This is a genomic window from Microvirga sesbaniae (assembly GCF_025460805.1).
GTDB classification, from domain to species: Bacteria; Pseudomonadota; Alphaproteobacteria; order Rhizobiales; family Beijerinckiaceae; genus Microvirga; species Microvirga sesbaniae.
Window position 1 is genome coordinate 51,213 of record NZ_JAMXFJ010000021.1, and the last position, 17,806, is coordinate 69,018.

General features: G+C 62.0%; 19 protein-coding genes. 12 read left to right on the forward strand and 7 right to left on the reverse strand.

The genetic code is table 11. The features are described 5' to 3' along the window. Positions 1–12: 12 nt before the first annotated feature. The 10 genes from OCW50_RS23185 to OCW50_RS23230 all read left to right on the forward strand — a co-directional run bounded on the left by OCW50_RS23185 (position 13) and on the right by OCW50_RS23230 (position 9,393). Positions 13–492: a MotE family protein gene (locus OCW50_RS23185; protein ID WP_262299129.1), complete on the forward strand. Its 480-nt coding sequence runs from the start codon at positions 13–15 to the stop codon at positions 490–492. Further along, a complete protein-coding gene (gene flgH, locus OCW50_RS23190; protein WP_262268022.1) occupies positions 489–1,187 on the forward strand; it encodes a flagellar basal body L-ring protein FlgH in 699 nt (232 codons plus the stop codon). Before OCW50_RS23185 ends, flgH begins: the two co-directional genes overlap by 4 nt. A gap of 24 nt (positions 1,188–1,211) precedes the next feature. Beyond that, on the forward strand, positions 1,212–1,721 hold the full coding sequence (locus OCW50_RS23195; protein ID WP_262299130.1) for a flagellar basal body-associated FliL family protein: 510 nt from the start codon (positions 1,212–1,214) through the stop codon (positions 1,719–1,721). A gap of 66 nt (positions 1,722–1,787) precedes the next feature. Next, complete coding sequence (gene fliP / locus OCW50_RS23200) at positions 1,788–2,525, forward strand: flagellar type III secretion system pore protein FliP (RefSeq protein ID WP_262268020.1); 738 nt, start codon at positions 1,788–1,790, stop codon at positions 2,523–2,525. Between the two features lie 117 nt (positions 2,526–2,642). Beyond that, the gene (gene fliF / locus OCW50_RS23205; protein ID WP_262299131.1) at positions 2,643–4,280 is read left to right on the forward strand and encodes a flagellar basal-body MS-ring/collar protein FliF; all 1,638 of its coding nucleotides are present in this window, start codon (positions 2,643–2,645) and stop codon (positions 4,278–4,280) included. Then, positions 4,280–4,924 carry a hypothetical protein gene (locus OCW50_RS23210; protein ID WP_262299132.1) on the forward strand — a complete coding sequence of 215 codons (645 nt, stop codon included), beginning with the start codon at positions 4,280–4,282 and terminating at the stop codon, positions 4,922–4,924. The genes fliF and OCW50_RS23210 overlap by 1 nt, the downstream gene beginning before the upstream one ends. Positions 4,925–4,930: 6 nt before the next feature. Further along, on the forward strand, positions 4,931–6,166 hold the full coding sequence (locus OCW50_RS23215) for a MotB family protein (protein ID WP_262299133.1): 1,236 nt from the start codon (positions 4,931–4,933) through the stop codon (positions 6,164–6,166). Positions 6,167–6,171: 5 nt separating this feature from the next. Further along, a complete protein-coding gene (locus OCW50_RS23220) occupies positions 6,172–7,428 on the forward strand; it encodes a MotC family chemotaxis protein (protein WP_262299134.1) in 1,257 nt (418 codons plus the stop codon). 89 nt (positions 7,429–7,517) lie between these two features. Beyond that, positions 7,518–8,825 carry a flagellar hook-length control protein FliK gene (fliK, locus tag OCW50_RS23225; protein ID WP_262299135.1) on the forward strand — a complete coding sequence of 436 codons (1,308 nt, stop codon included), beginning with the start codon at positions 7,518–7,520 and terminating at the stop codon, positions 8,823–8,825. A gap of 61 nt (positions 8,826–8,886) precedes the next feature. Beyond that, positions 8,887–9,393 (forward strand): transglycosylase SLT domain-containing protein, encoded by a 507-nt coding sequence (locus OCW50_RS23230; RefSeq protein ID WP_373371495.1) that lies wholly within the window; start codon positions 8,887–8,889, stop codon positions 9,391–9,393. Between the two features lie 910 nt (positions 9,394–10,303). On the opposite strand, the gene OCW50_RS23235 is transcribed toward OCW50_RS23230, so the two are convergent. From OCW50_RS23235 to motA, 7 genes are all read right to left on the reverse strand, one after another. After that, positions 10,304–10,807: a BspJ family T4SS effector nucleomodulin gene (locus OCW50_RS23235; protein WP_262268013.1), complete on the reverse strand. Its 504-nt coding sequence runs from the start codon at positions 10,805–10,807 to the stop codon at positions 10,304–10,306. Then, positions 10,804–11,868: a flagellar biosynthesis protein FlhB gene (gene flhB, locus OCW50_RS23240; protein WP_262268012.1), complete on the reverse strand. Its 1,065-nt coding sequence runs from the start codon at positions 11,866–11,868 to the stop codon at positions 10,804–10,806. The genes OCW50_RS23235 and flhB overlap by 4 nt, the downstream gene beginning before the upstream one ends. 137 nt (positions 11,869–12,005) lie before the next feature. Further along, positions 12,006–13,034 carry a flagellar motor switch protein FliG gene (locus OCW50_RS23245; protein ID WP_262268011.1) on the reverse strand — a complete coding sequence of 343 codons (1,029 nt, stop codon included), beginning with the start codon at positions 13,032–13,034 and terminating at the stop codon, positions 12,006–12,008. Between the two features lie 14 nt (positions 13,035–13,048). After that, positions 13,049–13,414: a flagellar motor switch protein FliN gene (gene fliN / locus OCW50_RS23250; RefSeq protein WP_262268010.1), complete on the reverse strand. Its 366-nt coding sequence runs from the start codon at positions 13,412–13,414 to the stop codon at positions 13,049–13,051. An 11-nt stretch (positions 13,415–13,425) separates the two neighbouring features. Then, positions 13,426–13,737 carry a hypothetical protein gene (locus OCW50_RS23255; RefSeq protein WP_262299137.1) on the reverse strand — a complete coding sequence of 104 codons (312 nt, stop codon included), beginning with the start codon at positions 13,735–13,737 and terminating at the stop codon, positions 13,426–13,428. Continuing rightward, positions 13,721–14,653, reverse strand: coding sequence for a flagellar motor switch protein FliM (locus OCW50_RS23260; protein WP_262268049.1), 933 nt, complete (start codon positions 14,651–14,653; stop codon positions 13,721–13,723). Before OCW50_RS23260 ends, OCW50_RS23255 begins: the two co-directional genes overlap by 17 nt. Further along, positions 14,653–15,534: a flagellar motor stator protein MotA gene (gene motA / locus OCW50_RS23265; RefSeq protein ID WP_173950069.1), complete on the reverse strand. Its 882-nt coding sequence runs from the start codon at positions 15,532–15,534 to the stop codon at positions 14,653–14,655. The genes OCW50_RS23260 and motA overlap by 1 nt, the downstream gene beginning before the upstream one ends. Positions 15,535–15,736: 202 nt before the next feature. Between motA and flgF the strand changes: the two genes are divergently transcribed. After that, positions 15,737–16,462 carry a flagellar basal-body rod protein FlgF gene (gene flgF / locus OCW50_RS23270; protein WP_262299138.1) on the forward strand — a complete coding sequence of 242 codons (726 nt, stop codon included), beginning with the start codon at positions 15,737–15,739 and terminating at the stop codon, positions 16,460–16,462. Between the two features lie 8 nt (positions 16,463–16,470). Further along, complete coding sequence (gene fliI, locus OCW50_RS23275; RefSeq protein WP_262299139.1) at positions 16,471–17,793, forward strand: flagellar protein export ATPase FliI; 1,323 nt, start codon at positions 16,471–16,473, stop codon at positions 17,791–17,793. Positions 17,794–17,806 lie beyond the last annotated feature (13 nt).

A 17,806-nucleotide genomic window follows, 5' to 3' on the forward strand; every position in this document is an offset into this window, starting at 1 on the left:
ACCTTTCAGCCGATGGCGCTCGCCGCTTGCGTGCTCGCCGGGGCGGCGTCATACCAAGGTGCCTGGGCGCAGGACGTGAAGACGGATGCTAAGAGCAACCAATACTGCGCCAGCATTGCCGATGCCGCGTCAGATGCCCGCTTCACGCTTCAGAAACAGGCGCTCGCCGACATGGAGAAGGAGATCGAGAGCCGCATCAAGGTTCTTGAGTCCAAGCGCGCCGAATACGAAGAGTGGCTCCGACGCCGTAACGAGGTTCTAGAAAAGGCCGACGAGACCATCGTCCTGATCTATTCGCGCATGCGCCCCGATGCAGCAGCATTGCAGCTCACCAATATGGACGAAGAGATCGCTGCGGCCGTCATCGCCAAGCTCAACCCGCGGGTGGCAAGCGCGGTCCTGAACGAAATGGAACCGGGACGGGCGGCTCAACTGGCGAATGTCATCACCGATGCCCCGAAGCGGGACAAGAACACCGTGAGGCAGAATTGAAACACGTCATCCTGATTGTCGGCCTGTGTTTCCTCGGCGCCTGCGCAACGAGGCCCGAGGAAATTGGACGTGAGCCGGTTATGACTCCGGTCGGCTCCGGCATCGCGGTCGACCGTGAGCCGCTTCCCCACCTGTTCAAGGCCGGCGGCAGGTCTGCGGCGAACTCGACCTGGAGCAATGCCAGCGCCGATCTCTTTACGAGTCCGCGAGCCAGACAGGTCGGCGATATCGTCACGGTGAACATTCAAATCGACGACAAGGCCGAGTTCGACAATGCGAGCGATCGATCGAGGAAGTCCTCGATCAGCGCCGGGCTCGATTACGCCTTTTCGTTCAAGGGGTGGAACGCGGACGGGACCGGCGATTTCGGCGTCGACTCCTCATCGTCATCGAACGGGCAGGGCACGATCGACCGGTCGGAGAAGCTGCGCCTATCCGTCGCTGCCGTCGTCAACGAGGTCCTGCCGAACGGAAATGTCGTGATCAGTGGCTCTCAGGAAGTGCGCGTCAACTACGAGCTCCGCATCCTGAACATCGCCGGCATCGTGCGCCCGCGGGACATCTCGCCGAAGAATACGATCAGCTACGACAAGATCGCCGAGGCTCGGGTGTCCTATGGCGGCCGCGGACGCCTGATGGAGGTCCAGCAGCCCGCCTATGGACAGCAGATCTACGATGTCGTGGCGCCTTTCTAGATAGTTCATCAAGACGAGAGAAGAATGGCCAAGGCCCTAGAACTTCCAGCGCCGTCCGGAAGCGCACCGAGCAAGGAAGGATCGCTCCGATGGCTCCTGACGCTCGGCCTCCTGACGCTTCTGTCGGCTGCCATCGGTGGTGGATTCGGTCTGGTGATGGTGTCCGGCATCGAAAAGCAGGTCGAGGAAAAATACAAGGCCCTGCCGCACAAGGCGGAAGTCGTCAGCCCCTACACGGGGAACATCGCTGTCAAGAAGCTGGCTCCGGTCGTCACCAATCTCACCGGTTCGGAGACCGACTGGGTCCGGATCGAGGCGTCTATCGTCTACCAGCCGGGGGGCGACCAGAACCCCGATGTGCTTGTCGCCGAGGCAAGGCAAGACATGTTGTCCTATATCCGCACGATGTCATTGGCTCAGATCCAGGGCCCCAGCGGTCTTCTCCATCTGCGTGAAGACCTCAACGAGCGCGCCAGGCTGCGTTCGAAGGGAGCAATCCGGGAACTGGTGCTCGAAACATTGATCGTCCAGTAGTTTATCGGCATTGCTGCCTCGCCCGTTCTAGGGCGGCTGCCCCCTGATTTGATGAAAGACATTGTGATGCTCCGTCGCTTCCCATTCGCCGTAACGTTCCTCTTGGCGGCAACGAGCGCCCACGCCCAGATCGCAGGTCTGGACGCGCTTCTTCCTCCCGGAGACGGCGCTGTCAGCGGCCGAATCATTCAGCTCGTCGTGCTCTTGACCGTCCTGTCCCTAGCGCCCGGCCTGCTGATCATGGTGACCAGCTTCACCCGATTTGTGGTCGCCTTCTCGTTCCTGCGCTCGGGTCTGGGCCTCCAGAGCACACCGGCCAACCTGTTCCTGATCAGCCTGTCGCTCTTCATGACCTTCTTCGTCATGGGACCGACCTTCGACCGCGCCTGGAACGACGGGGTCAGACCTTTGACGGAAAACCGCATCTCGGAAGCGGAGGCATTCACCAAGACGACAGAGCCGTTCCGCGATTTCATGCTGACCCATGTGCGGCCCAAGGATCTCCAGATGTTCAGTGATCTGGCCGCTGTCAATTATCCGAAGCCCGCCGAGGGTGAGAAGATAGACCTCCGCATTCTCATTCCTGCCTTCATGATCTCCGAGCTCCGGCGCGGTTTCGAGATCGGCTTCCTGATCGCATTGCCGTTTCTCGTGATCGACATGATCGTCGCCACACTGGTCATGTCGATGGGCATGATGATGATGCCGCCGACGGTTCTGGCTCTGCCGTTCAAAATCCTGTTCTTCGTCCTCATCGACGGCTGGAACATCCTGGTGAGCGGCTTGGTGCGCTCCTATTTCTGACCGACTCCTGCCCACGGTGGGCACAAATCCGGGCTGCGAGGGAGGGCTGGCAACCTTCGCACAAGGTTGACGAAGCACAAGTGATCTCGACACCTCTTACCAGTACCGAGATCCTCTATGCCTGGTCGTCAACACGCCGAAAGATTATGGAGTAGTTTAATGCTGCTGGGCGCACGTCGCCTGGCTGCGTTGGCCGCGATCGGTCTCGCGGTTTTCCTGTCGGTGGGCATCGGCACCTATTACCTCAGCCGGCCCGCCCAAGAGACGCTCTACACGGGTCTGGACCGTGAGGACGTCGGCCGCATGGGTGCCGTTCTGAAGGATGCCGGCATCCCCTTCGACGTCAGCGCCGATGGAACGGCTCTCCTCGTCAGCTACGGCAATACGGCGCAGGCTCGGATGCTGCTGGCCGAGAAAGGGCTGCCGCACAGCACCAAATCCGGGTATGAGCTCTTCAACGACCTCGGCTCGCTCGGGCTGACCTCCTTCATGCAGGAGGTCACCAAAGTCCGAGCCCTTGAAGGCGAGCTCGCCCGCACGATCCAGGGCATGAAGGGTATCAAGGCCGCGCGGGTTCATATCGTTCTGCCGGATCGTGGCTCGTTCCGCCGCGAGCAGCAGCCGCCTTCGGCCTCTGTCGTCATCCGGACCGTACCGGCGGATGACGCCTCGTCGGCTCAGGCGATCAGGCATCTCGTCGCCGCCGCCATCCCGGGCATGGCCGTCGACAAGGTCACCGTCATGAACACGGAGGGGACTCTTCTGATGTCCGGAGACGATGCAGCCAATGCATCGACCGGCAAGATGGCCCGCCTCGAGAAGAGCGTCGGTCTGGAGATCCAGGACAACGTGCGTCGCACCCTGGCGCCCTATCTCGGGACCGGCAACTTCGAAGTCAGCGTGGCTGCGCGCCTGAGCACGGACAAGGTCAGCACCAATGAGACGATCTTCAATCCGGAATCCAAGGTCGAGCGCTCCACCCGGACCATCAAGGAGACGGAGGTTTCCCAGAACAAAAGCGGCCAGAAGCCGACCACCGTTCAGCAGAATCTTCCCGATGAGAATGTCAGGGGCGAATCGGGCGACAGCTCGAGCGAGGACAACCAGCGCCGCGAAGAGCTGACGAACTACGAGATCTCCTCGAAGACGATCCAGACGATCAGCGACGGATACCAGATCAAGAACCTGTCCGTGGCCGTCCTGGTCAACAGGTCCCGGATCGCGTCGCTGCTCGGCGAGAACGCGACGCCGGCCGAAATGGACGCCAAGGTTGCCGAGATCGAGCAGCTCGTGTCTTCTGCGGCAGGGTTCAGCAAACCCCGCGGCGATCAGATCAAGGTTGCCGCCGTCAGCTTTGTCGACGACAGCGGGATGCTTCAGCCCGTTCCTGGTCCGTCGGTTGCAGAAATCCTCATGCGTCAGTTCGGGACGGTCGTCAACGCACTGACCATCCTGGCTCTGTGCGCCATGATGATCTGGTTCGGACTGCGCCCGGCCGTTCGCATGCTCATGGCTCGTCACCAGGCCGAACTCGAGCTCCAGCGGGAGCAGGCGGCGGCACTCGCCGCGGCAGAGGCGGAGGAGGCTCTCGAGGCGAGCAAGGAGACCGCCCTGCAGATTGCATCCGATCTCGATGAGCAGAATCTGATCGAGATGCCGCGGACTCCGCAGCGCAAGCTCGAGCAGATCATCGAGCTCAGCGAGGAGCAGGCCGCAGCCGTTCTCAAACAATGGCTCGGGCGGGAGGCTGCGTAATGGCCGGAACGCTAGCCAGCCTCCTGGCGGATTTCTCAAATCCGACTGCCGGCGATGCTTCGGGCATCGGCCTCTTGCGGGCTGCTAAGGCCGCGCCTGAACCGGTTCCCGAGCCGAAGCAGCCCGCTGCGGACCGGCAGGCGGACCTGGTGAGGTCGGTCGAGGCAAGGGTCAGAGCCGAAGAGCGGGAGACCGCCCGCAGGGCGCTCGAGGATGCCGTCGCGGCCGAGCGCGCCCGCCATGCGGAGGATATCGACACCCAGCGCGCCGTGTGGGCGGAGGAGCAGGCTCAGCGACTATCGGCTCAGATTTCAGAGGCCCTCGACCATATCGCCTTGAGCGTCTCGGAGCGGGTTGCCAATATCCTCAGGCCCTTCGTGTCGGAGGCCTATCGCCGACAGACCCTCGCCGAGTTCAGCGATGTGCTCGCAACCTTGCTCTCGAGGCGGGGTGAGAACCTTTTGACGATTTCGGGGCCGGACGATCTCCTTTCGGCCATGAAGCCGCATCTCGAAGGCCATGGGAGCTCCATCGCGTTCGTTCCGAGCGACCGGATCGAGGTCAGCGCGAGCATCCAGGATACATCCGTCCAAACCCAGTTGAATTCCTGGTCCGTGCGCCTGGCCCAGACGTTAGAGAGCTGATGACCGATGGCGAATTCAGATAAGCAGGAGATCGTCATCGTCCGTCGGAGCGATGACGGCGAGGATGTCGTCAAGGGAGGCGCCTGGAAGATCGCTCACGCGGACTTCATGACGGCCATGATGGCATTCTTCCTCGTGATGTGGCTGATCAGCCTGACGGATGAGGAGACGCGAAGCGGCGTCGCCAACTACTTCAATCCGGTCCAACTGGCCCAGTCGACTCCGAACAAGAAGGGGCTCGACGATCCACAGAACGTGCCGCCCGACAACGAAACGGACAACACCAAGGATGGCAAGGAGAAGGGAAGCGGCGAAGGAACGGGCGGAAAGTCGCACCAGCTGCGAAAGCCCCGCTTCAAGGAGGGAGCGCTCTTCCAGGATCCCTATGCCGTTCTGGCCAGGATTGCCGACGAGGTCGAAGCGACCCCCCATGACACGCTGGGCGCGGACGTCACCCCGGGCGAGAGTGATGTGCCGGGCCTCAAGGCCGGCGAGGCTTTCAGAGATCCTTTCGACCCGCTCTACTGGCAGGTGGCTCCCGTTGACGAGCTGAAGACCGATACGCCCTCGAAGCCAGGAACCGCAGCGCCGGCTCCGTCGAAGGCGGTCATGGATGCGGTTGCGGCCCTGAGCCAGAAGCCCGCCACGGGTGCCCGGCCGGATTCCAGGACTGCCACCAAGCCGTCGGCATCGAACGAGGGCAGGGACATGCAGGCGAACGGGGCCGCTCCCGACCCGGGAACTCAGGTCTCCGACAACGATGCCAATGCGGCAACGGCCGCGGACCTGAAGGCTGCTGAACTGAAACGAGAGATCCTCAAGGCCGTTCAACCCGCGAAGGACACGACCCCGCAGCCGCACATCGAGGTCCGCCGGACCGGCGCGGGAACTCTGATCAGCCTGACCGACGACTTCGACTTCACGATGTTTGCTGTCGGCTCGGCCGAGCCGCATGCAAAGGTTGTGCGGGCCATGGCCGAGATCGCCAGGATCCTGCAGTCCCGCCCGGGCAAAATCGTGATTCGCGGTCACACGGATGCCCGCCCGTTCAAGTCTGCCAACTACGACAACTGGCGGCTGTCCCAGGCGCGGGCTCAGATGGCGCTGTACATGCTCGTTCGAGGTGGATTGAGCGAGAGCAGGATCGTGCGGGTCGAGGGGCATGCGGATCGGGACCCAAAAATTCCGAACAATCCGAATGCGGATCAGAACCGTCGCGTCGAGATCCTTCTACAGGAGTGATCCCGTTGAAACGTCTTTCACTGCCCCTCCTTGCGATCTCTTGGCTCTTCGCAGCCGATGCGGCAATGGGTGAGAATGCGGCCCCATCAGACGCGACAGTCGAGCAGAGTGCGCCGTCCTCGACGGTTCCCAGTCCGGTGCAGCTCGTGCGAACGCTGCACCTGATGCAGGATCAGATCGCGATCGGCTCCACGGAGGCTCATCTCGGGCAGCGTGGTCTGCTCGCTATTCTCGACGACAGGTTCATGAATCTGGAGCCCGAAACCTGGCAGTCGGGCAAGAACGTCCGAGCGGCGGTGTCTTTTGTCCTGAGTGGCGGAAATCCCGGCATCCTGAGAAAGCTCCTGGATCTGGGCTCCGCGACGATCACGGAGAACGACAGACCGTTGATTGAAGGTGCGCTCGCCTATGTCGAGGGCAGGGAGGAGACCGCGCAGAACTCGCTCGCGTCTCTGGACCCTCAATCCCTTCCGCCCACCCTCGGGGCGCAGCTCGCACTCGTACAGGCAGCGCTCATGGTTCGGAAGAACGTTGCGAAATCCGACGAGCTCCTGGATTTCGTTCGGCTTCAGGCCCCCGGCACGCTCCTTGAGGAGGCGGCCCTGCGCAGACAAGTCTTCGTGGCAAGTCAGACGAACAACATGGTGAAGTTCCAGTCGCTCGCGACCGACTATCTGCGGCGCTACCGGCATTCGATCTATGCCGGCAATTTCCGGCAGCGTCTGGCTTCCGCGCTCACGCGGGTCGATTTCGGAAAGGAAGCCTCCCGGTTCGAAGGCGCGGTGGCGATGATGTCGGAGCTCGAACCTGACGCACGGCGCGATCTTTATCTTTTGGCGGCGCGATCGTCCATCGAGCAGGGTTTCACGACCTCGGCCCGGATGATGGCGGACAAGGCACAGGAACTGGCAGGCTCGGACAGGGTCAGCGCTGCGAGGGCGAAGCTCTACCGGGCGGCATCGCTGATCACGTCACCACAAGCCATTGATGGGGCCGTCAATGATCTTCATGGCCTTGATCAGTCTCTCCTGGCCGAGAGCGACATCGACCTGCTGAAATCCGCCCTCGCGATGGCTGCCGAGATACGCAGGATACCCGAAATCCGATCCGTCCAGGGAGGAGCCGAGAAGCCGATCCAGGCTACGCTCACCGTCGAAGGATCGCGGGCGGGTGCTGATTCCGCGCAAGGGCTGGAAAAGCTTCAGGCGCTATCCAAGGCGCGTGACGCCTTGAGTCGCGTCGACCGACTGATCAAGAATTAGGCGTGTACGAGCCCATGAGCCGATTAGACCTATTATCGCCGGCAACACCCAGGCTTGTGGACGCGCAGTCGCGCAATGCAACCACCGGCATGGACGCTCAGGACGGCGCCGGAACCGCTCAAACATCCGATTTCGCCTCACTCCTGGACGGGTTCTCTGGACGCCCTCCGCGGGAGGGACTGGTGATCTCCGACGAGACGGGGCTCTCGAACAGCGAGCCGGACAAGGCCGATTCCGAGGTGAATGCCGGAGCCGATCCGCTGCAGGCGCTCCTTCCTGAGGTGGCGACCAGCGACAACGCGACGGGCGCGCCCGTCCTTCAGTCCGTAAGCCCGGTGTTGTCGGTTCTCGAGAGCATCCTTCCTCGGATATTGGCGGGAACAGCCGCGGGAGGCAATCCCGACGCAGGACATCCAGGTGCATCGTCTGCATCCTCCTATCCCGCGATGCTTCCACAGGAGGCCGGCGAATTAGCCTCGGCAACCGCGGGATCCGCGCCAAAGCTCGCTGTCTCCGTTCAGAACCAGGAAACCCATTTCAAACCCATCGTCGAGGGACTGATCGATACCTCGCTCGAGACGGAAGCCGCAGCGCATCGCGAAGAGCCGGATCTCGCCACTGGCGCCCCGCTGATCGGGAAGCCCAAGGGGACGGCGGCGGCAATCCAGCACCCGGATGCCAAGGCCGGATCCGCCCAAGCTTCGAGCGGGCTGACCGGCGTTTTGGAGGCCTCCAAAGAGCAGGAGAAGGACGTCGCCAAACGCGTATCCCTCGATCGAGCTCCCGATCGTCCCGAGTTGCCGAAGCAGCAATCCATCGGAAGCTTGAAGGCCGATGCCACGTCTCTCCCGCCTTCGACGCTTCAGCATCTCGCCAAATCCATCGTCGATGACGTCGAGAGCCTGTCGGAGCCCCAGGCACCAACCTTCCAGCAGAGCGGACTGAACCGGGTCGCCACGGCGAGAGCCTCCGCGGGCGTTCTGCGGGTCCTGGATCTTCAGCTGAAGCCGGCTGAGCTCGGCTTGGTGACGATCAGGATGCGGCTTGCCGGCGACGGCATCGAGATGGAGATCCGGGCCCAGAACGACGATACTGCGGACCTTCTGCGCCATGATGCGGAGAAGCTGTCGAATCTCCTGCGAGCGTCCGGCTACCGCCCTGACGCGATCACCATTCAATCCACTGAAGCGTCTTCCCATGACCGTGCCTCGTTCCAACGTCCTCCTCAAGGCAATCAGACACAGGGGCACTCCTTCGACCAAGGCGGGGGAGCCGGTCAGGGCAACTCTCCCCGTCACCAGGACAACCGCCATGACAGCGGCAGGCGAGACCTCTCCAAGGACGGCAAGGACGCGTCGAATCCTGGCGGCGGCGGCACTGGCGGGATCTATCTTTAGTCCGTGTGCCGTCCTGCCGGCCCTGGCACAGTCTCCGTCCGGTCAGTGTGAGCGGGAGATGATGCGAGCCGCGTCCAAGTACGGGGTACCATTGGGCATGCTCTACTCCGTCGGCCTCACCGAGACGGGGCGGCGTGGCAGCCTGCAACCTTATGCCATGAACGTGGAAGGAAAGGCTGTCTTCTCGAACACCGCGGTCGAGGCGATGCAACGCTTCGAGGAAGCCAGCCGGGGCGGGGCGCGGCTCATCGATCTTGGCTGCATGCAGATCAATCACCTCTACCACCGTGAGAACTTCCCGTCTCTGGAAAGCATGCTGAACCCGCGCAGCAACGTCGAGTATGCCGCGCGCTTTCTGCGTGAGCTCAAGGCACGGCACGAAACATGGACGATGGCGGTCGCGCGCTATCATGCCGGGCCCAACAACGATCCGGCTCAAAAGCGCTACGTATGCCGGGTGATCACCAACATGGTGGCAACCGGATTCGGCCAATGGACACCCGGAGCCCGATCCTTCTGTGCGGATGCTCCTGGCCTGAGCCCCGGTCAGACCGCCTCGGACGGATGAGGCGCCGAGACTCTCTTATCGCGGCATCCCGTCACAGGAGACCGGGCCCGAGACCGACAATCACCTGGACGAGACCCTCCGACGCATCGTGCGGACGAAAGCGGGTCACGCTCGTGAAAAGTGGGCCCGGTTTTCGTTTGCGCGGCCCTTCGGGTCACTGACGCGGCCTACTGGGTCCGCGCCGGCACTCAACGCGTCATTCGAACTTCGGAACCGCTTCCGTTCAAGGTTCCGGCAAGTGCGGCCTCGGCTCCCGACAACCGGGCAACCGGTTGTCCGCGCGAGAAGAGGATCACCTGGTTGTCGCGGAAACTCCAACCATTGATGTGTCGCATGCCCTCGTGGGCGCAGCCTTGCGTCGATGCCTTAAACAGATCCAGGGATGGAACGCTCGACAACTGCACCTTGCAGGAGGTCTCCCCGACACTGGCCCTCCACGATCCTGCGTAAGACGAGGCGCGCTGCGGGGCCGTGAAAACACCCGGCGGGCTTGAGGAAGAACTGGCAACAGCCGGACCGGTCACGGCAGGAGCCTGGCTCGGCGCGACCATCGCCGGCTCTGGCGGAACAGAGCCGGCGGACGGATCCAGGGGGGGAGCGGCCGGCGCAGGAGGGCCCATGTCGACTTCAAGGCGAAGGTCTTGAGATCTTGTCGGGCGGACGACATCGATTTCGGGGGTCTCGAGTGAAGTCACAGCAGGCGCAGAGACGACATAGAAAGCCGGCCCGACGGGCTGTCCGCTCCAGGGCGCAGAATATTCCGGATAGGTCGTGCGGCCACGCGCCGGGCCCCAAGGGCCGTGGACATACGCGGCGCCTGTGCCGTTGCAGGCCGAGATCGTGCCTGCCACGGTCATGAGAACAGTCGTCGTCAGAATCGTGCGATGCATCGCACCGGGACCAGCTACGGTCAATGGCGCACCGAGCCGGCAGGACAATAGGAGGACCGGAACCGGGCCGGCAAGGGTCTCAGGCGGGCGGACGAGAGGATCCTCTCGAAGGATGATGGATCGAAGTCCGCTTGGCAGATCGCCGCATCCAGAAGCACTTCGCTGATCTGGACTCCGATGTCGTAGTTGCCGAAAATGAGCTTGAAGAAGACAGTGACCGAGTCATGCACGAACTCCATGTCGAGAGCGACATGGCATGAATCTTCCCGTCCGGTGCTGACATGGGCGACATAGCCGTAGGACAGTGTCTCGCCCTTGAAGTAGAGTTCGGCGGATGACGTCACCATCTCGTCCATGTTGCCGTGCAGTTGATTGTCGGCATAGAAACGGATGATCTCCGCGTCCGTCAGACAGAAATCGGCAATGACGTCCTTGATATTGCACGCCAGCACCTCCTCGAAGGCTTGAATATCCCAATGCTCTCTCAGCGGAGCCGCAACTTCGACGGTGCGAAGGCTTCTCATTTGGACCTCGTGAGGATGTAGAATAGAATCTGGGCGACGGCCTTGTAGAAGTCGGGAGGAATCATCCGGTCGACTTCGACATGATCGTACATGGACCTTGCCAGAGGCTTGTCTTCGATGACCGGGATGCCGCTTTTCTCGGCAATCTCGCGGATTTTCAAGGCGATGAGGTCCTTGCCCTTTGCGACGACGATCGGGGCGCTGGCTTCGCTGCGTTCGTATCGCATGGCAATCGCGAAATGGGTCGGATTGGCGATCACGAACGTCGCCTTTGGCACGGCTGCCAGCATCCGCTTGCGGCTTCGGTCCTGCGCCAGGGAGCGCATCCGTGCCTTGACCATCGGATCGCCCTCCATCTGCTTATACTCTTCCTTGACCTCCTGCTTGGTCATCTTCAGATCGCTGTGCCACTTGAACCGAGCCCAGAGCAGGTCGGCGGCAACAAGGACGATCGTCGCGATGGCGATGGCCGAGACAAGACGCATTGCCATGGTCAACATCAGCTCCGGAAGAAGGGAGGGATCGGTGAGCATGGCATTCAAAACCTTGTATTGCTCCGACTTCAGAAGCAGGAGGCTGACGAGCGTCATTGTTGCGAACTTGAACAATGACTTTGAAAATTCTACTAAACCCTGGCGGCCGAAGATCCGCTTCCAGCCGCTCATGGGCGAGATTCTGTTCCACTGCGGTCTGATCCGCTCGGAGACGATGGACGGGACGTTCTGCAATATCGATGCGGCGAGGCTGCACGCCGCCAGGATGATGATCGCCGGAATGAGGAACCGACCGACCTCGAGGGCGACCGCCTGTATCAGTGTGGTCGCGTCCGAACCCGAGTCGAGGCGAAAGTCCTGCGGGCGATTGACGAAGAGCGAGAGCTTCTCCGTCAGGCTCTTCGTCGTGCTGCGGGTCGCAAACGCCAGAACGAGCAGGATCCCGACAAGCGAAGCGAACATGGGAGCTTCTCTCGAGAACGGGATGTTCCCTTTCTCGACGGCGTCCCGAATCTTCTTGTCGGAAGGCGCTTCTGTCTTGCTGTCCTGATCGTCCGTGTCAGACATGATCCGAGGTTCGGCTGCGGGAGCATCGGATCCGGAGGGCACATGCCGTTCCGGATCCGATGCTCAGATTCTGGGTGGTGCATAGCGGGACATGAGGCGCCTCGCGGCGGCGATGGTCTCTCATGGTCCGCGATGCTCTAGAAATAGGCCTCTTCCTCGGTCTCCGAGTTGATGACGATCTCTCCTCGGCCGGCCATTTCGAGGGCTAGGTCCGTGATGCTGCGCCTCGCGTCGGCGATATCGCGATGCGCGGACGGCTCCTTGCTGTTGAGCTCGTGCTCGATCATGCGGCGAACGCGCGACGAGAGCGCGGAGAGAACGACCTTGCGGAAGTCGTCGTTCGTGCCCTTGAGGGCAAGCACGACGCGATCCGGCGGGACCTGATCGAACAGGGTCGTGCGATCCTTGGGCGTCAGCTTCACGATGTCGTCGAAGGTGAAGAGCAGGCCCCTGAGGATTTCTGCCGATTTCGGCCGAACGGTCGACAGGCTGGTCAGCACGTCCTCCATATGATCGCGTTCCATCTTATTGATGATGTCGGCGATCTTCGCGTGAGTATCCGCGCCGGCATTCTTCGAGAAGTTGGCCATGAAATCCTCATGCAGCGTCTTCTCGATGTTTTTCATCGTCTCGTCGACGATCGGCTTCATGCTGAGCATCCGGCGCATGAGGTTGTTCCGCAGCGGCTGCGGCAGCTGCGTCATGACTTTCGCCGCGCAGGAGGGTTTCACCTTCGAGAGGATCAGGGCCGCCGTCTGCGGATGCTCCTTCATCAGGTAGGATGCAATCGCACTTTCGCTGACGGTGGAGATGCGCTCCCAGATGCTTCGGTTGGCGTTTCCGACAACCTCGTTCATGATGCTGGCGATCTGCTCGGGGCTCAGGATCCCCGTAAGCAGCTTCTCGATATGGGCCGCACCGCCGACCAGGTCCGCTCCGTCGGAGAAGTTCGACGCGAACTCTTCGACGAGCTGCTCGATCTGGGTCGGAGACACCGGCCCGAGCTGAGCGGCCGATTTGGTGACGAGCCGAATCTCCTCTTCGTTGAAGTGCTTGAGGATCCTGCTTGCTGCAGGCTTCCCCATGGCGAAGAGAAGGGTTGCGACGCGCTCGGGTCCTTTCAGGACCTTAGTGCCATTCGCCTTCATGGGAACGTGAGCGACCATGCCGTGAAGCCAACTTAGCCGTTAAGATCGTTGGTGGGAGGGCCGACGATTTCCGTCAGCGAGATGCCGAAGCGGGAATTGTCGTCCTCCACGACCACGACTTCGCCGCGGGCGATGATGCGGCCGTTCACGACCACGTCCACCGGCTCTCCGACCCGATGGTCGAGGGGAACGATCGCGCCTCGGCCGAGCTTCATCAGGTTGGCGACCGGCATCGTGGCAGAGCCGAGAACCACCTGAATGGTGACCGGAATGCGCAGGATCGAATCGAGGTTCTTGCCGCTGCCCAGCCTCTCGTCCTGCAGAGCTGAATTTTCGAAAGCGCCGTCCTGTTGCCACACGGCTTTATCCTGAGATTTGGGCTCGAAGGGGTTCGTCATGGGAATGGACCTTATGATTGTGATGCGCGGGTGAGGGATTGGGCTTGCTGGCGTGCGTCTTGAAGGAGGTGCTCGAGCTGGCTCGTGACGGCCTGGGCTTCCTCGATGCGCTTGCCGAGCAGGAGGAGGGTCTCCTTGCCTTCGGTGCCGAAGGCTGCAACGGCCCCCTGAGCGGCCACAAGGGCCGCGCCGGTCTTGTCGAAGATCTGCTGATACTCAGCATGGTACCGGTCGAGCCTCTTGAGCTTGCGATACATGACGGCGACCATGACGCTGGTGGTCACGAGAGCGAGGAACAGGATGGCGTTAGCGAGGGAGGACATCATCGAGAAACTCTTTTTCCTGGTCGATGAGCTCATCGACCTTCAGAACGTAGGACCCTTCCGACTGTCCGATATGACACCAGAAAAGACCCTGCTGATTGCTCTCAAGCTTGACTCGGCTGCGGGGGGTCGCCTGCAGTTCGATGACGTCTCCGATCTTGAGGTCGGCGATCTCCCCGAGGGAGAGGAACCTCTCCTCGAGAACGGCCTTGAGCGTAACCTCCGTCTTCTTCACCTCCGTGGCGATCTGCTTCATCCACCGGGGATCACGGCCGGATGATTCGCCCGTCACCACATGAGAGAGGGCTTTGCGCATCGGATTGAGAACCGACTGCGGAATGATGACGAACATTTCGCCGCCGCGGTTGAGCGCCTGGAGAAGGAACTTTGCCGCCACCGCCTGATTGTTCCGCCGCCCGATAACCGCGAAGTCCATACGGGTCTCGATGCGCTCGAGCTTGAACTTCGTATCGACGATCAGGGAGAACGATGCCTGGAGAGCCTTCGCAACGTGCTCGAAGAGGGTCTGGGCCATCCGGAGCTCGATGCTCGAGAAGCCACGCGCCTCCTCGACGGGAGGTTCGGAGCCGTCGGAACCGAAGAGCACCTCCACCATCGTATAGATGAAGTCCCGGTCGAAGCCGATCAGGATGTGGCTGTCCCATTCGGGCGCATGGAAGATGCCCGCGACGGCGTTCGCCTCGTACATCTCCAGAATTTCGGTGATGCGACCGCTCTCGAGCCCGCTGAGCGAGTAGTACATGGGCGATGCTGCCAGGTGGCGCAGGTGCTCGGCGCAACTGGTCGTCATGCGGTCGAAGATCACATGAAGCATCGGCAGGCGGTCGAGGGAGAGGCCTGCCGCATCCAGAAGCATGTCGCGGATGTCGTTGGCGCTATGGGCTCCGCTCATCATCATGCGGCCTCCTTCAGATCTTCGGAGCGGCCGCCGGTCGTCGTCGCGGTCTCAACCTCGTCGATGGTCGGCCGGTACTCCACGGAGATGCCCTTGCGGCCATGCTCCACGGCGATTTGCGGGAGAGCGCCGTTCATGTAGGCGATGAAGGCCTGCTTGACGATGACATAGACGCGGGTCTGCTTTTCTCGGGTCGCTTTCACCTTGTTCGCGAGCGGCGACAGGAAGGCATAGGAGATGAAGATGCCGCCGAAGGTTCCGACAAGCGCCGAGGCGATCAGCCCACCCAGAATGGTCGGCGACTGATCGATGGCGCCGAGCGCCTTCACGATCCCGAGGACGGCTGCCACGATCCCGAGGGCCGGGAGGGCCTCCGATACGGTGTTGATCGAGTAATAAGGTTTCGTCCGGTCGCGCTTGAGAGTTGCGATTTCTTCTTCCATGAGCGCTTCGATCTCATGGGGACGCGCGTTGCCGATGATGATCAGCCGGGCATAGTCGCAGATGAAGAGCGTGAGATCCTTATCCTTGAGGACGCCCGGAAAGGCCTTGAAGATCTCGGATTCTTCCGGCTGGTCGATGTGCCCCTCCACCTCGTTCCGCGGCTTGTTCTTCAGCTCCCGCATGAGGGCATAAAGGAGGCCGAGGATTGCGAGATAGTGATCCCTCTTCGGCACGGCTCCGGAGATGGCCTCGCGCGCGGCGCGGCCGGTGTCCTTCACCAGAGGCATGGGATTTGCGATGATGAATGTGCCGATCGCGATCCCGCAGATGATCACGTATTCCCAAGGCTGCCAAATGACGGCCAGATGACCGCCCATGGCGACATAGCCGCTCACAAGCGAGCCAATGGCGACTGCCAATCCGATCAAAACGCCCAAAGTCGCGGTCCTTTTATGAAAGTCCAACTTGTTGAAGATGTCTTAAACCCGGAGGCTTGCGCGAAGCTGGAAACCGGGGAGCAAGCCTCGTGCAAGGCTGTTCGACTACCCCTCGGGCCAAGTTCATGCGGCAAAAGGAATGCCGCGCCGTCAGGGCTGGCGCCATCAGGCCGCCCTCATGAGAAAAGGCCGGAGCTCCTCCATGCAATCCTCGCTTTATGTCGCGCTGTCCGCCCAGGTGGCCATGGAAAAGCGCCTGAACACGATAGCGAACAACGTTGCGAACATGAACACGGGCGGCTTCCGAGCGGACGAGGTCAAGTTCGAGGAAATCCTCTCGCTCGCAGCCAAGGAGAATGTGTCCTTCGCGTCGTCCGGGCAGAACTTCGTGTCACGGCGCACGGGTCCCGTCGTGAAGACCGACAACCCCCTCGACGTCGCCATCCAGGGGGAGGCCTGGTTTGCCTTCAACGGGCCCAACGGGGCCGTCTACACCCGCGACGGCCGGTTCAAGATGAACGAGAACGGCGATCTTCTGACGGTCGAAGGCTATCAGGTTCTGGACGCGGGCGGCGCGCCCATCGCTCTCGATCCGATGGCGGGTTCGCCGACGATCGGGCGCGATGGAACGATCATGCAGGGCACCAACCAGGTTGGAGCCATCGGTCTGTTCAACCTGAGGAACGACAGCCGTCTCACCCGTTTCGGAAACTCCGGCGTCATGTCCAGCATTCCGGGAGAGGTCGTTCAGGATTTCAACTCCACCGGGGTTCAGCAGGGCTTCAGCGAGGGATCGAACGTCAATCCCGTTCTGGAAATGACCAAGATGATCGCGGTCCAGAGGAGCTTCGATAGCGCGGCCACGACCATCCAGGAAAGCGAATCGACCTTCATGGATGCCATCCGGACCCTTGGCCCCAGCTCCTGATGGCGGCGATGAACGCTCTCCAAAGGCTCGAGGAGTTCGTCCTCACCGAAGGTGCCGGCAGGCGGAAGGTCCAGATCAGCGGAACCATCCGCGAGGTCAACCCGAGCTATTACCGGGTTGCCGGATTGTCCCAGTTCGTGAAGCTCGGCGATCGGGTCGGCTTTGAGGCTCATGGGAGGACGCAGGCCGGAGAGGTGGTGCGAATCGACGACGGCGGGATCACGATAAAGCCCTTCAACGGGCGGATCGAAGCCGGGATCGGAACGCCCGCCTTCATCCTGGGCGACACGGCCTTTAGCCCGGACCATAGCTGGCGCGGGCGCGTCATCAACGCTCTCGGCGATCCGCTGGACGACCTCGGTCCTCTGGTCACCGGCCACAGGCCCGTCCGGAACGATGCCGAGCCCCCGTCCGCCATGACGAGGGCCAGGGTGACGACTCCTCTGAAGACGGGCGTCAAGGCCATCGATCTGTTCACTCCCCTGTGCCAGGGACAGCGCATCGGCATCTTCGCGGGCTCCGGCGTCGGAAAGTCCACGCTCCTGACCATGCTCGCGAAGTGCGAGGGGTTCGACACGATCGTCGTCGCCCTCGTGGGAGAGCGCGGCCGCGAAGTCCGGGAGTTCCTGGAAGGCCCCATTCACGCGAATCTGCACAAGTCGATCATGGTGGTGTCGACGGGCGACGAGAGCCCGATGATGCGGCGGCAGGCTCCCCGAACGGCCGTGGCGCTGGCCGAGTACTTCCGTGATTGCGGCGACTCCGTCCTGCTCATCGTCGATTCGGTCACGCGGTACGCCCATGCCGCCCGCGATGTCGCCCTGGCAGCCGGGGAGCCCGCCGTCGCCCGCGGCTATACGCCGAGCGTTTTCAGTGACCTGCCCCGGCTGCTGGAGCGGGCGGGGCCCGGGCAGGAGGGACGAGGTTCCATCACGGGCATCTTCTCCGTCCTCGTCGACGGCGACGATCACAACGACCCGGTCGCCGACAACATCCGCGGCACGCTCGATGGTCACATCGTTCTGGATCGTGCCATCGCTGATCAGGGACGGTACCCGGCCATCAACGTCCTGGGGTCGATCTCGCGCCTGGCCGACCATGTCTGGTCCCCGGACCAGAAGGAACTGGTTCGCCGTCTCCGCGGGCTGATTGCCCGCTACGAGGACACACGGGATCTCAGGCTCATGGGCGGCTATCATCCCGGCAACGATCAGGAACTCGACCAGGCGGTCGTGCTCGTCCCGAAGATCTACGAAGCGCTCAGGCAGGATCCGTCCATGCCCGCCAGTCGCGACGCCTTCATGGACCTGGCGCAGGCCCTCAAGCAATAGGGTTCTTCACCTC